The sequence below is a fragment of the Nitrospira sp. genome, from assembly GCA_030692565.1.
In the GTDB taxonomy this organism is placed as follows: domain Bacteria; phylum Nitrospirota; class Nitrospiria; order Nitrospirales; family Nitrospiraceae; genus Nitrospira_D.
The window spans coordinates 447,621-462,917 of the sequence record JAUYAO010000058.1 but is presented as its reverse complement, the minus strand read 5'-3'; the positions used below and the strand labels follow the sequence as shown (position 1 = coordinate 462,917).

Sequence of the window (15,297 nt, the reverse complement as noted above, 5' to 3'; positions counted from 1 at the left end):
CCCGTGAAACTCCCTGTATCCCTCAGCCTTCGCCACAAAGGGAAAACCCTCGAACTGGACGCCTCACGAGAAATCGTCAATCTCCTCGGGAACAACGGTGAGGCGATCGGAAGCCTCTCCTGGGATTTCGTCATTGATCAAATCCTCGCCTACCGCAAGCCCGCCCTTCCCAAAGAAACGCGCTCTGAACCCCGCATTAATCTGGCGTTTCGAGTGCGCTACAAGACTCCGGAAGGAGACCGCTACGATAGCCGGGCAGGGGGGATCGGCGGAGGCGGGCTCTTTATCGAAAGCACAACGCCCCTCCCGGTCGGCACCAAACTCGCCATGGACTTCTCCCTTCCTGAACAGCCCGCCGAGTGGATCCAGGCCAAAGGAATCGTAGCCTGGGTCTGTCCCAAGGCGGATCAATACACATTTAGTCCCGGCATGGGCGTTCGATTTACAGACATTCAGCCAGAAGCACGGGATCGCATCTTGGCCATCGTGAAAACCCTCGATGGCGCCGAACGAGCCGCTTGAAGTATCGATTGACTGCCCTCCTTTGCGCCAGACCGACTGAGGTTCTTCATAGATGAAATACCCCGTCGTCACCACCGCCGATCATCAAGGAAAGTATCTCGTGGTCGACGCAGACCAAGAAATAATTCTTATCCACGATCCCTCGGGCACTCTCCTGGGAGGAATCCCTTGGGGACACATCATTGATCGACTCCTGGCGAGTGATGACGATACGCGCTTTGCCCATTGCCGCACACACCCCCGAGCACCGCTCGCCCTGAAAGTCCGCTATTCCACGCCCGAAGGAAAGCAATTTGACAGCCTCACCGGTGGGATCGGCGGGGGCGGGCTCTTCATCGAAAGCGGGACACCACTTGCCCCCGGAACGGAAGTGTCGGTGGAATTTGCCTTACCAGATCGACCCTGGGAGAAGGTCAAAGCCAAGGGCAAGGTGGCCTGGACGAGAAATCGTCCCGAGCGCCACCTCTTGTTTCCTGGAATGGGCGTACAGTTTACGGATATTGATGAGAAAGCTCAGGCACAGCTGGTGGAATTGGTCGAGGCCTTGAACCGGAATCGCGTCCTTCCCGCAGCCCCCTAAGCGTGTGGTCAGCCCAGCGCCGCACTTGACCACTCTCATCGTGGATTGTGACGAATCGCAGTCCTTCTTCAAACTCTCCCTCAGAAAAGAATTGCAGTCGATAGACGATCTCCGCGCGCACATTCGACGAAGACTCTGCCCTCAATTGTTCCCTGAACAATTCCGCAACCCTGGAGTCCCCCGACTCACCTAACACCGCGACTGCGGCTTGGCGGACCTGTGGATCAGGATCATGCAGACTATCCACGAGCGCACTCACTGCGGTGGGAGAGTCAATGCTCTCAAAGGCGTAAATGACGACACGACGGACCTCTGGATCTGCGTGAGCCAACTGCGACCTTGCCAGCGGCCAGGGCTCTTGTACCAAATCAAGAGACGCCAAGGTCTGTGATGCTGCGGAGCGCACAGATTCGGCAGGGTCAATGAGTGCCCCTGCCAGATGCACTCTTGTGCCTAGATCAAGAGGACCTACGCCTCCTAAACTCCGTACGGCTGCCTCGCGAACAATATGCGACTGGTCCCCTAACGCCACGACAAGCGAATCGACCGCCTGCGGACTCCCGATCTTGCCCAACGCTTCGGCAGCGGTTCGCCGAGAGACGGGATCACTGTCATGCAAGAGCCTCAACAGTGATTCTACGGTACGTTGTGGAGAGGGACTCGCGGCCGGCTGATAGCACCCGAGCAGCGAGGCAAAACAGAGACTGAGTAGGACAAACACACGAAACGAGGGCATCATACCAATACTGGGTTCAGATAGCCGGGTGGCGCTTCACACCTGTTTGGGAGGCTCTTCCTCCACCGGAGGCAGTTCTCTGGCAGCTTCCAAAGACTGCTGAAACTCTTTCTGCGCGGAATCCATCTCAAATTGGATGGTCTTCACTTGAGGATCCACGGTATTTCGAACATCGGCGACCGTCTGACGGAATGTTCGCAAGGCGTCGCCCAACCCTTCGCCAAGGCCCTGCATGTCGTTTGGAGACAGGCCCGCTGGGGCTTGAGCCGCTTTCGCCTTCAACGCGGCTTGCTGCGCCTGTACACGCGCGACTGCGTCCTTGTTCACAATGGCTGAAGGGCGCTTCGCTGCTGGCTTCGCTTGCGCTCCCGGTGGAAGCGGCGGATATTGCGCGCGGGACATGGGAGCCGGAGCGGCGGCTCGCTCCTCCATCGACAGGGCCTGTTGCCCGCCACCCGCCTGAATCGGTGGGGCGCCGGTCGGACGAGGACCTTGTGGAGATTGTGGCCCCATGTTGTACATCATCGAAGCCGTGGTTCCTGGCGTGAGTTCAGGACCAGGTACATAGGGGACATTCGTCGCCTTCGGCGCGGCCTGAACCGGTGCGGCCGGCTGAAGATCCGATGCTCTATCAACGTGGGCTGCCTCAACCGTCGCCGTCACGTCAGGCTGAACCTGGGCAACTTCTTGAGGGGGCGGGATCTCATTCACCTCCTTTTTGAACCCTTTCAGAGCTTTACCAACACCCTCGCCGATTTGCGGCAAGCGGCCCGCTCCGAAAATAATCAACACGATCACTAGGATGATGATCAGCTCTGAAATCCCCATTGTCCCGAACATGGTCGCACCCTTCCTGCTCGCAGGTGGTCAAAACCGCTATCGCTCAACCCGCATCCAACACAAAGAATCTAGCTGCCACAATAAGAACCTGTCAAGAAACGGGTGGAGCCGACAGAGTCCTTCGGGCCGAACTAACCAATCGCGACAATTTCCGTCTGTAGCGGCTGGCCGTACGCGACTGCGGCTTCCTCAGAAACATACACATCAAGTTCGCTACGAATCCCGAACTCGTCAGGAAGATAGATACCCGGCTCGATGGAGAAACAGGTCCTGGGCATCAGCCGTCGACTCTCTTGCGTTTCAAGATTATCGATATTGGCTCCGTTCCCATGCACTTCTTCACCGATCGAATGCCCCGTCCGATGCACAAACCGGTCTCCATACCCGGCCTTGGTAATCACCTGACGACAAGCCTCGTCGACCTCCCAACCATAGGGCAATTGCCCGGCTGCCACCCGCTGTTGCACAAACGACAGCGCCGCATCACGACCCCGTCGTACACAATCAAAGATCTCTCGATGGCGCGAGGGAACGTCACGGGCCGTAAATCCGGTCCAGGTGATGTCTCCATATACCGCCCCTGGTTCCGTGCGCTTCGCCCACAGGTCGATCAGCACCAGGCTGTCACGCAATACGGGGGACGACGCAGCCGCCGTCGGACCGTAATGGGGATCGGCGCTATGCGCATTCACGGCGGCAATCGGCGGGCTGGAGGTGATCATCCCCGCATCATGAATCCGTCCGAGAATAAACTGCTGAAGATCATATTCGTCAAGCGCTCTGCCGGCCTGCAGCGATGAGCCGACATGGGCAAACGCCTCATCCACAATCCGGCGTAACGCCGTCACCGCATATTGATGTGATTCGAGTTGCGCATCAGTCCAGACCGCCTCAAATCGTTGCACCAGATCCGCAGCACTGACGACATCCACTCCAAAACTACGAATCAACTCGATGGTACCGGCATCCACACGAGACACATAGGGGACCGCGTTGAGCGGAGAATATTGCATCGCGATGCGGCGCGAGCCCTTTAGAATCGAGGCCAGAAGCGTCCGCTGCTGCTCCCATGATACATACTGCCGGTCCTGGCCGGGCAATTCTTCCAGCACATGCGGCTCAATGCGATGGAGCAATTTGACGGGCGTGCCCTCTGCGGGAATCCAGTAGTACCACCGGCGCGTGACATGGCGCGACGGGTCGAGCAACAACACGCGATAGGCCAGCGGATCGCTTCCGCGAAAATCATAAAAGAGCCAGCCGTCGACCGACCCGCTCTCTCGGATGGCGGCTTGAATAGATGCCACCCGTTCTGCCCATCGTTGAATCATCATCGTGCGGGCATCATATTCGCCGAGGTGGGAAGCCGTCAAATCAAGACGCAGCATAGAACAGGCTGCGTGTTACAATACGCCCTCATGGCTCTTGAGACTCCACCAGATGCTACACCCTATCGCGTCACGCTCTTTTTTGGTCCGGAAGCGGTCGACGGCGATTCCACCACACAGACCTGCGTCTTCAATGTGAAGAAGCGCAGTTGGAAGGCCGGCATCCAAGTCTCCGTCGACATTGCCACCGACCACCTTGCCGGGCTTCAAGAAGCCATGCGACGGACGGCTCCAGTCGCCAGAGCCCTTGAACGGTTATCTGAACAGGATCGTACCGACGCGGCCGCCCGCATCCCGGACCTCGCTGCGCAAGCGATTGCCTGGTGCAAGCTCGACCTGCGTCTGGCCATTGGACTCCCGCAGGAGAATCAGCGAATTCCTGCCGAGGAGCTCGTCGCTGAATTGAATCAAGCCGTCACAACTCGGCAGGAGTATGTCGTCACCTACATTCTCACCGAGCTTGACCTGATGCCGTGAGCGGTTTTCTCGCCATTCGCGTAATTCCCACGGGGCAGGGGGTTTGCAAGCCTCCATGAATTTGTTATAACGCCATGACAGTCTTGTCGTTTCTTTATCAACCGTAGACATGATCCTAGAATCCTGTCTTTGAGAGGAAGGAGGGTCTCCGTGACACACGTTGGATTTATTCGTACGCTCCCACTGATCGCACTTGTGGTTCTCATGACATTCACCTCGCTGGTCGCCACGCCGGCCTGGAGCCAAACGTCATCCGCAGACACCCAGCAGGGCACACCGTCCGGCGCGGGCATGCAAGCAGGCGCCGCCGTTTCAACCATATTGTATTTCCCCTTCAAAGCCGCCTTCGCCATCGGCGGAGGGATCGTCGGCGGGCTGGCCTATTTATTCTCCGGCTTGAACGAGCAAACGGCAAAGAGCATTTGGGTCCCCAGCATGTACGGCACCTATGTCATCACACCAGAACACCTGACCGGTGACCGATCGGTCCGATTCCTTGGTGTCGCAGCTGAAAGCGATTCCACTGGGGGCAGCTCCAACACACCAGCCACAGAACCAGTTCGGTAATATGAAGCCCGTCATCGGCGTGACCCCCGACTTCAATGCCGGTGACCGCAAGGAATGGGGTGGGCGTGAGCCCACCTATTTCCTCCGCGCCCGCTACGTCCGCGCTATCGAAGAACTCGGAGGCATTCCCCTCATTCTTCCCTTAGTAGCCGATGCGGCCGGGCGGCGACGCCTCCTCGAACGCGTGGACGGACTCCTGCTCACCGGCAGCGGACCGGACCTTCCTCCGCGCCTCTACGGGGAACGCCAACGTTACAAGTTTCCCCTGGTCAGCGAACGCCGCGCGAACTTCGAACTTGAGCTGGTGCACCAGGCGCGAACCCGGGATATCCCGCTGCTCGGGATCTGCGGTGGGATGCAGACCGTCAACGTCGCCTGCGGGGGCAGCCTCTTTCAGGACCTGTCATCGCAAATGCCCCAAGCGCTGGCCCATCGACAAGCCACCAAAGCCATCCATCCGTCGCACGCAGTGACCATTACACCCGGAAGTCTCCTGCGAAAGATCGTCGCGAAAGCGACGATGCAGGTCAACAGCTCACACCACCAATCGGTCAAAACCGTCGCGCCTTCGCTGATCGCGAGCGCGATCGCTCCGGATGGCGTCATCGAAGCCGTCGAATCTCCCCGCCACCGATTCTTTCTGGGCATCCAGTGGCATCCTGAATTTCTTTTCGAACGGCATATCGCCCACCGCCGGTTGTTTCAAGCCCTGCTCCGTGCCGCCGGTCGCGCTCGCGCGTGACGCCGATGGAGCAACGGCTTTTGCAATTCACACGGCTTTTTTCACCCCGGCTGCTATACTACGCTCCGTATGACTCTTACTCCTGATCCCGACAAACACTCAGCCGCTCAGACAACGACTCCCTCGGTCACGAGCCGGCTCTTTCGCACCAAATCCATCGAACGCATTCTAGCCGATGCCGACCATCCGCAATATCGCCTCAAACGGACATTGAGTGCCTGGGACCTGACCGCGCTGGGCATCGGGGCCATCATCGGGACCGGCATCTTCGTGCTGATCGGAACGGCGATTGTCGGAGACGCAGGACGGCCGGGAGCCGGTCCCGGGATCGTCCTCTCCTTCATCCTCTCGGGACTGACCTGCGTGCTCGCAGCCTTGTGCTACGCGGAATTCGCCGCGATGATTCCCGTCGCCGGGTCGGCCTACACCTATTCCTATGCCACCTTGGGAGAATTTCTTGCCTGGATCACCGGCTGGAATCTGATTTTGGAATACGGCGTCGCCTGTGTGGCCGTCGCCATCGGCTGGTCCGGCTACTTCAACAATCTGCTGAAGCTGGCTAGCCTCGACCTGCCCGACTGGGCCACACACGCACCCGGAGGGCCTGAGGGAGGCATCGCGAATTTTCCGGCCGCCATCATCGTCCTGCTCGTGACGATCATTCTCGTCATCGGCATCAAAGAAAGCGCGCGGGCAACCGGCATCATCGTCTGCCTGAAGCTGGCGGTGATCTTGTTTTTTATCGCCGTGGGAGCCCCTGCGGTCAGCCCGGACAATTGGTCTCCGTTCATGCCGAACGGCTTCACCGGAGTCACCGCTGCCGCCGCGACCGTCTTCTTCGCCTATATCGGATTTGATGCCGTCACCACGACGGCCGAAGAGGCACGCAATCCGCAGCGCGATCTGCCGATTGGCATCATGACCTCTCTCGGAGTCTGTACCATTCTCTATGTCGCCGTTGCCGCCGTGCTCACAGGGTTAGTACCCTATAGCCAGATCGACATTCACGCTCCGGTTGCGGAAGCGTTACGACTCGTCGGCTACAAGTGGGGAGCAGCCGTCGTGGCCATGGGAGCCGTCGCCGGCATTACCAGCGTGCTGGTCGTCATGATGCTGGGACAGATCCGGGTGTTCTTCGCCATCTCGCGGGACGGACTCCTGGGCCCATGGTTGTCCGTGGTCCATCCACGCTTCGGCACACCACATCATGCAACGATCCTGACCGGCGTCGGCGTCGCAGTCATGGCCGCCTTTGTGCCCATCGGCACCGCGGCCGACATGACCAACATCGGAACGTTCTTCGCGTTCACCCTCGTGTGCATTGGACTCATCGTCCTGCGCTACACCCGTCCTCACCTGGCACGTCCGTTTAGAACTCCGCTGATGCCCTGGATCCCGCTGTTGGGAGCGCTCTCATGCCTCGGCCTGATGTGGCAACTCCCCGCCCTCACCTGGCATCGCTTCGTCTGGTGGACGCTCGCCGGAGTGATTATTTATGGGTTATACGGCATGCGACACAGTAAATTAGCCGATCAGTCAACAGACGCCCGCCTGCCTTCACCGACCAATCACTAGCCAGATTGCTATCAGAAAATACTACTTCGTTTCGGCGGATGGCTCGGAAGCAGGCGCCGGAGCGGAGGAAGTGGCAGTCGGGGAGGAGGCGGTCGGGGCTACGGCTGGAGCACCAACAGCAGCGGACGCTGTTGGTTGAGGCGCAGGAGCGGCACCCGCTGCAGCAGCCGGCGCGGCGGCCGGCTTGGGAGGCGCGGCTGGTTTGGGCGGTGCAGGCTTTTCCGGCTTGATCCCGCCTTCCCAGGAAGGACCGGAATACATCTCTGCCGCAAGTCCCTTGGTCTTCCACTTATCTTCGAAATCGGCGGCGGCTTTGTTGGGAGTCTCGCCCACACCCATCACATCATTCCATGGATAGGCTTTCGGGCTGATCTGGCAGGAGGATTCCGTCCGATTCAAATACAAGGCAATCGGATTGCCTCGATAGGGACCGAGATAGATATGCACACAGCCGACGTATTCAAGCAGCTTCGCCATGCCGGTCTCCAAGAGGGCGCATGATGCCATAACTCCCTGGAAACAGGCAAGTCAAGAACGCCTTACTGACCCACGCGCGCCGATGCTGCGGGCGGGAGCGGTATCTGTTCGGGCCGCTTCCGAATCATGAATACGGCACCAATCAGGGCAATGATCACGGTGACGTTCAGCCCCACATCCATGAGGTATTGATAGAACTGTGTTTCCGTCATGTTTTGCTGATGCGACAGTTCTGCGCTCGCCGTCAAAATCTTCCTGGTACAAGCGATCACGCCAACAGACAGATAGGGCTCCAACTCCAACACTTCCGTCTGTAAAAATCGCACCACGGTCCGGAACAACTCCAGGAGAATAATGACCAAAAGGATATCATTCAACAATCGGAGACCGGCCGGGAGAATTAACACGTGCCCCTTCGGATCGAACTGACCGGCGAGGAACACATACCAGGCATGGATGAACACCAACATACCGAGAATCAACAAACTGAACCCGGCGGTTGCGTATCCCAGGCGGTCCAACCATTCCATGTAACCGCACCACCGCCGCATCAAATCATTCCGATGAGCTCTTGGTTCATCAGTCCCCATACATCACCTCCGTCCAAGCTAGGCCGTACCAGCCTGCCCGGTCTGCTCCGGCTCAGGAGCGCGCATCTGACCAAACTTTAATTCACGCATCGAACTGATCGTCAAGGAATGACCACAGCAACGAATTTCTTTGAAACCCGCGCCGCCATCCATAATCATGACCCGCAATCCGCAGGAATCCGGGTACAACTTCTTCTCATCCAGGACCACCGCCGACGGCAGGGTGCCTCTTTTCCGGCCGGCGGGCGAGCCCATCTCAGCCACGACATCCTGCTCGGTCAGGTCATGATCACAACAGACGATCTTCTCAAACCCGTCACCTCCGCCCATGACTTTTACGACCAACCCGCAGGCATGCGAATGGCGTGTGTGCTCATCGATGAAATCGCCTTTTTTGAGCGCCATCTCGTGATCTCACTCCTGCGCGGCAGCCATACCGCGCCGTTCATCCACCCCAAGAAACACGGCCAGACCGACGAGAAAAAACACCGCCATGGAGAGCACGGCCCAGCGCTGACTCCCGGTCCACGCCGTCACTTCTCCATAGACGATCGGTCCAAGAATCGCGGCAAATTTCCCGGCGACGGAAAAGAAACCAAAAAATTCACCCTGGCGACCCAGCGGCGTAAACCGGCCAAGCAACGTGCGACTCACCGATTGGTTGGCCCCGAGCGCCGCGCCGGCCACCAGGCCAAGCAGATAAAACTGCATCTGCGTCTGTACGGCCGCAGCGCCAATCACTAACCCAATCCAACACAACAGCGTGATCGTGATCGACCGGACCGCCCCGATCCGATCCGCCACAAACCCGAAGCCGACCGAGCCGAAACCCGCCGTAATCTGCGTGACCAGGAAGTAGATAATCAGATCGCTCGGCGTGAAGTCCAGGACTTTATTCGCAAAGATCGCCGACGCTACGATCACGGTATTGATCGCGTCCGAGTAGAGCAGATAAGCGATGAAATAGCGCTTGAGATCGCGATAGGTGGCGAGGTGACGCGCCGTGTCACTCAGCTGCATCGTCACCGCACGCCACACCGACAGACCGGCTGTCACGGGGCGCGGCTGAGCCCTTTCTTGCAGATACAGAAAGGTTGGCAATGTGGCACTCAGAAAGAACACCGCCGTCACGACAAAACTCAGCCGATACGAGGCGAGATTCGCCTCGGTAAAACCACCTGCGATGAAAGGGTAGGCCAGCGCCAGGGAGAGCAATCCCCCGACATAGCCGAATCCCCAGCCATAGCCCGACAGGCGGCCCATCTGCTGCGGCGGCACCAGCTCCACCAGAAACGCACTACAGAACACAAACCCCAAATCGAAGCCGATATTGGCGATCCCGAAGATGAGCAGTCCAAGCGCCACATCGCCGCGATGCACGAACCATAAGAGCGCGGTGCCGACCACACAGAGAAGCGTCGAAACGATCAGCACCTTCCGCTTGTTTGCGCGGATATCCGCCAACGCCCCAAGCACGGGAGACACCAGCGCCACCACCAGCATCGAGAGCGCATACCCCCAAAACCATAACCGTTCCGCCAGACCGGGCGGCGACACATCGGCTGCCACCACCTGGATGAAGTAGACGCTGTAGGCGACTGTCACGATCAGGGTGGAAAAGGAGGAGTTCGCAAAATCGTAGAAGCACCAGGCCCAGAGCTCTCGTCGATCGGCTGGAAAGGAGGGCGGGAGGTTCACACCGTGGCTTTCGCCAATCGTTCACGGGCTTGATGGATGGAACGAAGCAACACGTGATGACTCCGGCACCCGACGATCAGCTTGGCATCCGAAATCACCACCGGCTTGTACGGAACCAGAAACCGCTGTTTCAATCGGGCGATCCTGGCCAGGGATTGCTCCAACCGCTCGGCGCTGATCGAACCATCGGCCACGGCGCTATCCAGCGCCGTGATTGCCGCAATCTCCCGGTTGCGGTCCTTGCAGATCAACGGCATGTCACACCCTGCTTGAATGGCCCGCACGGTGGCTTCTTCAATGCCATAGTGATCGATGATCGCGTGCATCTCCAGATCATCCGTCAATACCACACCGTCATACTTCAGCTCACCGCGTAAAAACTCCGTGATGATGGCCGGAGAGAGCGTAGCCGGCTTTTGATCGTCCAGCGCGCGATAGAGCACATGGGCCGTCATCAGCGTCGCCACTCCGTGAGCGGTCGCATGCCGGAACGGCGGGAATTCGATCTGCTCCAACCGCTCCTTCGATGCCGCCACCACAGGCAATTCTTTGTGCGAGTCCACGCTGGTATCGCCATGACCGGGGAAATGCTTTCCGCAGGCCACCACACGATTGTCCTGTAATCCGCCCACGGTCGCCAAACCCAGCTCACAGACCGGGCCAGGCGTCGACCCGAAGGCCCGATCGCCGATCACCGGGTTGGCAGGATTGCTATTCACATCCAGCACCGGTGACATGTTCATGTTGATCCCGACGGCTCGGAGTTCCTTCGCAATCGTCGCCGCCGCCGCATAGGCCAGCTCCGACGAATTACATCGCCCCAACACCTCACAGGGAGGGAAGATAGTGAAGGTCTTCGGCAATCGTGAGACCCGGCCGCCTTCCTGATCGATTGAAATCAGCAACGGCGAATGGGGGCTGCAGGCCTGCAAGGCATTCGTCAGCTCGACAATCTGCTCGATCGATTCAAGATTGCGCGAGAAGAGAATCACGCCGCCCGGCTTGTACTCCTTGATGAACGCCGCCAGGTCGGGCGTGACCGAGGTCCCCTCGAACCCCACCATGAACAACTGGCCGATCTTCTCGCGCGACATCAACATGGCACTGCCCCTTACACGATTTAGGAGATTGAGGAACCCCTCGCTCTCTGAACATCTACAGTCACAACCCCTCGTAACGTCCCAACTCCAGCATGATCATCAGGATGATCAAAAAGGTCCCTGTTCTCACCCGCCCAACCCCGGCGCGCCAAGACGCGCCGTTCCGCGGGCAAGGCCGCAGACGAGAACGCCGCTGGCGGCCTTTTTCAGCATCCTGCTAGAGCGTTCGATCGATCAAATATTGAATCAGCAATCTGGTGCCAATCCCCGAGGGGCCCATAGGAGTAGGAATTCCGCTCCCAACCGAGTCACAGCGTTCGATCGATCAAATACTGAATCAGCAATCTGGTGCCGATCCCTGAGGGGCCCTTGGGAACATAGGCCCGCTCCCGTTCGCTCCAGTCCGTGCTGGCAATATCGAGATGGACCCACGGACAGTCGCCCACGAACTTGCTCAGGAACAACGCGGCCGTGATCATCCCGCCCCCGCGGCCCCCGATGTTGCGCATGTCCGCCACGTCGCTGCGCAGCTGCTCGAAGTATTCATCCCACAGCGGCATTTCCCACACACGCTCGCCCGCGCGGAGGCCGGCGTTCCGCACCGACTCCTTCACGCCGGCATCGGTTCCGAACATCCCGATGGCAAATTGTCCGAGCGCCACCACGCAGGCGCCCGTGAGCGTCGCAATGTCGATCAATGCCGCCGGTTTGTAGCGGGTGGCGTAGGCCAGCGCATCGGCCAGAATCAGGCGGCCCTCCGCATCGGTGTTCTGCACTTCAACTGTTTTTCCGGAGAGTGTCGTGACGACGTCGCCCGGCTTCATCGCCCGGCCGCCCGGCATGTTCTCAGCCACCGGCAGAATGCTGATGAGATGAAGCGGCAGCTTCAACCGCGCGGCCGCGCGAATCGAGGCCAGCACCTCGGCGCCGCCGGTCATGTCCGCCTTCATATGTTCCATGTTCTCCGCCGGCTTGAGAGAAATTCCGCCGGTATCGAACGTGATCGTCTTCCCGACCAACACAACCGGACGTTCATCCTTCTTCTTCGATCCCTTGTATTCGAGAATGATGAACTTCGGCGGCTCATGACTGCCTTGCGCCACACCCAGCAATGCCCCCATACCGAGCTTTTCAATATCTTTCCGCTCCAGGATCTTGAGCGTGAGCGCCTCTTCCTTCGCGATCGCCTTCGCCTCAGTGGCAATCCGCGAGGGAGTCATGACATTCGACGGATGGTTGCACAAATCTCGCACCAGGACCGCGGCTTCGGCCGTCGCCACGCCGCGCCGGATCCCTTCGGTCATCGACTTGAGCTCGCTCGTCTGAGCCGCCAGGAGCGACATCCCTTTCACATCTTTTCCCGACGCGCCCTCGCTTCGGTAGGCCGTGAACTGATAGCTGCCCAGAATGGCTCCCTCGGCCATCGCCTGGGCCACCTCAACGGCGGTCGAACCCTGTGGGGTGACGGAGGGAACGCCGACCGTGAAGAAACCGGCCTTGGCCTGCCGTACGCGCTTGACCGCATGCCCCACGGCCTGCCGCAGCTGATCCACCGTCACATCCTTCTCTTTCCCCAACCCCACCAGGAGAATCCGCTTGGCGGGCACCTTGCCCTGGGTATGCACCAGCACAAGCTCATTGGCCTTGCCTTCAAATTCTTTCGACTGCAGCAACTCGTGTAAGGCCCCATTCATCGATTTATCGATCATCGTCGCCTGTTTCGAAAAGACATCGCCCTCGCAATGGGTCAGGACCAACACATCGGTTGATTCCGTCTCCACACGCCCGGCCCGTGCATCTACTCGCATGATCTTCATTCACATCTCCTTCTATGATCGTCGTCCGCGACAGAATGAACGAAACCCTCTTCATACGCCCCGCATATCCGGGGCCCAGATATATTTGTGCATCTGCAATTGAAACCTGACTGACAGCCGATCCGCCAGAATCCACTCGGCAAGAGGGCGAAGATCCAATGACCCGAAGACCGGACTGAACAGCACGGGACAGCGATCGGCGAGACGATGTTGCATCACAATCCCGCGCGCCCACTCATAGTCCGCACGCGAGGCCAAGACAAACTTCGCTTCGTCCTTCGCTGTCAGGCAGTCGAGATTCGGCCAATGCATGCGGTCTGTCATTCCGCTCCCCGGGCATTTCACGTCCAGGATGAGTTTCGCCCGTTGGTCGACCGGCCGCACATCGATCGCACCGCTGGTTTCGATCAAGACCGTATAGCCGGCATCGCACAGACGAGCGATCAGTGGAAGCGCCTCCGGCTGCGCGAGCGGCTCGCCGCCGGTCACTTCGACCAGCTGACAGCCAAACTCCCGCACCTTCGTCAGAATCTCGTCGATGGCGAGAGACGTCCCGCCGTAAAAACTATAGTCGGTATCGCACCAGGTACAACGGAGCGGACAACCCGTAAGCCGGACGAAGACGCAGGGCTGCCCCACATACGTCGACTCTCCTTGGATACTATGAAAGATTTCTGTCACCCGGAGCGTCTGTTCTTGGGGTTGGGGGGGAGCATTCATCGCCAGGACACCACCGGCCAGCCATGACGGCGGGCCACACGGCCCATGCCGCGAATCGGATTCACCACCGTCGGATGCCCCACGGCACCCAAGACAGCCTGATCCCCCGGACTGTCGCCGTACGCAAAACAGGCCTCAAGATCTAACTCCAGCTCTTGCGCAAGCCGGTGCACATGCGTGAGCTTCCCCTCGCCGTACGGCAGCGGAGGGACCACCTGACCGGTATAGACGCCCTCTAGCTGTTCAAGCTGACTCGCAACACAACGATCGACTTGGAGCGAATCCGCGATGGGCTCCATCAGAAAATCCAGCGACCCCGTCAGCAAAATGACCAGATGCCCCTCACTCCGGTGTCGCTCGATCGTCGTCATGGCAACGGGAGACACACGCGGGCAGAGGGCTTCGCGACAAAACTCTTCACCCAGCGACTCAATGACTTGCGCAGGCTTTCCCGCCAGATACAATTTGCGTTCACGCAGTGGCTGCAGCGACAGCGCCGGGAGATGCCGGAGCCACCAGGCCACGCTGGCACGCGCCTCCGGCCAACCGACCACACCACGCTGCCGGAGCCAGCGAAAAAATCCCACCTCACTGGCTTCGCCAGGCAACAGCGTATTGTCGACGTCGAAAAACGCGGCGATCGATGCGGCCACACGGCGTTGGGAGACTGAGGGAGCGACCGACATGGTGCAGACGATCTCCTCGACAGATGGAAACAGAGGAACAGCAGCGTGAAAGTGGGGCGATTCTACCGGACGTGTCCTTTATTGACAAGAATTTTGCCCTACTTCTATAATGCGCCTCCCTCGGACCGTCGCACGTCGTTCGTGAAGCGTCCCACGCAGATACGAAACTAGAGTGACGGTCTATTTCGTGACCCAGGTGCAGGAGCTTCAAAAATTCCTGCAACAAGGCCGCAGCGAACGAAAGCCCGAGGCGTACGACTGGGTACGTTGAGGGTTTGAGCGATGCGAGAACGCAGTTGCGGGAGTTTTTCAAGCTCCTGCCGGTAGCCGAAGTGGTGAAATGGCAGACACGCACGTTTGAGGGGCGTGTGGCGCAAGCCGTGCGGGTTCAAGTCCCGCCTTCGGCACCAATTTATGTTCCTCCCCCTGTACGCACGCGAGAGACCCGCTCCTACCACCTAGCCCGTGGATTCGCGGATGAGCGCGCACCAAGTTTCCCCCTGAATCGGACAGCAAACCCTGAATCGCTCAGCGCGGTCTGACCCGCATCCGTACACGCCGTGCCCGGCCTATTTGGATCTAGACATTTGGAGGCGGTCCGTAGGACACTGCGGACCTCGGCCTCCTGATTCTGGATCACTGATGTGGGAGTGTGCGATGCGGTTCCTGCAACCCGATCTGCACCCACAATCCCGGACATCTCATGGCTTCCCTTCCAATGGCTACGCGTCCCTGATGGACCGGAGGTCAACCCCATGGCCTCGCAATGGGGTACATGAGAT

16 protein-coding genes and 1 tRNA gene are annotated in these 15,297 nt (G+C 59.1%); 7 read left to right on the top strand and 10 right to left on the bottom strand.

Annotated features, from left to right (window positions below):
* The first annotated feature begins 3 nt into the window (after nucleotides 1-3).
* Nucleotides 4-522 carry a TIGR02266 family protein gene (locus tag Q8N04_18975; GenBank protein MDP3092764.1) on the top strand — a complete coding sequence of 173 codons (519 nt, stop codon included), beginning with the start codon at nucleotides 4-6 and terminating at the stop codon, nucleotides 520-522.
* Between the two features lie 52 nt (nucleotides 523-574).
* Nucleotides 575-1,102: a TIGR02266 family protein gene (locus Q8N04_18970; GenBank protein MDP3092763.1), complete on the top strand. Its 528-nt coding sequence runs from the start codon at nucleotides 575-577 to the stop codon at nucleotides 1,100-1,102.
* Between the two features lie 772 nt (nucleotides 1,103-1,874).
* Here the strand turns inward: Q8N04_18970 and tatA are convergent.
* Both tatA and Q8N04_18960 read right to left on the bottom strand, forming a co-directional pair.
* Entirely contained in the window at nucleotides 1,875-2,678 is an 804-nt protein-coding gene (gene tatA, locus Q8N04_18965) for a twin-arginine translocase TatA/TatE family subunit (GenBank protein ID MDP3092762.1), read from the bottom strand.
* 131 nt (nucleotides 2,679-2,809) lie between these two features.
* Nucleotides 2,810-4,066, bottom strand: coding sequence for a M24 family metallopeptidase (locus tag Q8N04_18960; protein MDP3092761.1), 1,257 nt, complete (start codon nucleotides 4,064-4,066; stop codon nucleotides 2,810-2,812).
* A 30-nt stretch (nucleotides 4,067-4,096) separates the two neighbouring features.
* Here Q8N04_18960 and Q8N04_18955 point away from each other — a divergent pair, with 30 nt between their 5' ends.
* From Q8N04_18955 to Q8N04_18940, 4 genes are all read left to right on the top strand, one after another.
* Entirely contained in the window at nucleotides 4,097-4,543 is a 447-nt protein-coding gene (locus tag Q8N04_18955; protein ID MDP3092760.1) for a hypothetical protein, read from the top strand.
* Between the two features lie 150 nt (nucleotides 4,544-4,693).
* Nucleotides 4,694-5,110 carry a hypothetical protein gene (locus tag Q8N04_18950; GenBank protein MDP3092759.1) on the top strand — a complete coding sequence of 139 codons (417 nt, stop codon included), beginning with the start codon at nucleotides 4,694-4,696 and terminating at the stop codon, nucleotides 5,108-5,110.
* Between the two features lies 1 nt (nucleotide 5,111).
* Complete coding sequence (locus Q8N04_18945) at nucleotides 5,112-5,852, top strand: gamma-glutamyl-gamma-aminobutyrate hydrolase family protein (GenBank protein MDP3092758.1); 741 nt, start codon at nucleotides 5,112-5,114, stop codon at nucleotides 5,850-5,852.
* Nucleotides 5,853-5,921: 69 nt separating this feature from the next.
* Nucleotides 5,922-7,427, top strand: coding sequence for an amino acid permease (locus Q8N04_18940; protein MDP3092757.1), 1,506 nt, complete (start codon nucleotides 5,922-5,924; stop codon nucleotides 7,425-7,427).
* A gap of 21 nt (nucleotides 7,428-7,448) precedes the next feature.
* On the opposite strand, the gene Q8N04_18935 is transcribed toward Q8N04_18940, so the two are convergent.
* The 8 genes from Q8N04_18935 to Q8N04_18900 form a co-directional block, all read right to left on the bottom strand.
* Nucleotides 7,449-7,904, bottom strand: coding sequence for a hypothetical protein (locus tag Q8N04_18935; protein MDP3092756.1), 456 nt, complete (start codon nucleotides 7,902-7,904; stop codon nucleotides 7,449-7,451).
* Nucleotides 7,905-7,966: 62 nt separating this feature from the next.
* Nucleotides 7,967-8,434, bottom strand: coding sequence for a phosphate-starvation-inducible PsiE family protein (locus Q8N04_18930; protein MDP3092755.1), 468 nt, complete (start codon nucleotides 8,432-8,434; stop codon nucleotides 7,967-7,969).
* A 78-nt stretch (nucleotides 8,435-8,512) separates the two neighbouring features.
* The gene (locus Q8N04_18925) at nucleotides 8,513-8,899 is read right to left on the bottom strand and encodes a hypothetical protein (protein ID MDP3092754.1); all 387 of its coding nucleotides are present in this window, start codon (nucleotides 8,897-8,899) and stop codon (nucleotides 8,513-8,515) included.
* 9 nt (nucleotides 8,900-8,908) lie between these two features.
* Nucleotides 8,909-10,192, bottom strand: coding sequence for an MFS transporter (locus tag Q8N04_18920; GenBank protein ID MDP3092753.1), 1,284 nt, complete (start codon nucleotides 10,190-10,192; stop codon nucleotides 8,909-8,911).
* Nucleotides 10,189-11,292 (bottom strand): beta-N-acetylhexosaminidase, encoded by a 1,104-nt coding sequence (gene nagZ, locus Q8N04_18915; GenBank protein MDP3092752.1) that lies wholly within the window; start codon nucleotides 11,290-11,292, stop codon nucleotides 10,189-10,191. Before nagZ ends, Q8N04_18920 begins: the two co-directional genes overlap by 4 nt.
* A gap of 308 nt (nucleotides 11,293-11,600) precedes the next feature.
* Nucleotides 11,601-13,109 (bottom strand): leucyl aminopeptidase, encoded by a 1,509-nt coding sequence (locus tag Q8N04_18910; GenBank protein MDP3092751.1) that lies wholly within the window; start codon nucleotides 13,107-13,109, stop codon nucleotides 11,601-11,603.
* Nucleotides 13,110-13,160: 51 nt separating this feature from the next.
* Nucleotides 13,161-13,829, bottom strand: coding sequence for a 7-carboxy-7-deazaguanine synthase QueE (gene queE, locus Q8N04_18905; GenBank protein ID MDP3092750.1), 669 nt, complete (start codon nucleotides 13,827-13,829; stop codon nucleotides 13,161-13,163).
* Entirely contained in the window at nucleotides 13,826-14,515 is a 690-nt protein-coding gene (locus tag Q8N04_18900) for an HAD family hydrolase (GenBank protein MDP3092749.1), read from the bottom strand. The genes queE and Q8N04_18900 overlap by 4 nt, the downstream gene beginning before the upstream one ends.
* 326 nt (nucleotides 14,516-14,841) lie before the next feature.
* On the opposite strand from Q8N04_18900, the gene Q8N04_18895 reads away from it, so the two are divergent.
* A tRNA-Leu gene (locus Q8N04_18895) sits at nucleotides 14,842-14,925 on the top strand.
* Nucleotides 14,926-15,297 lie beyond the last annotated feature (372 nt).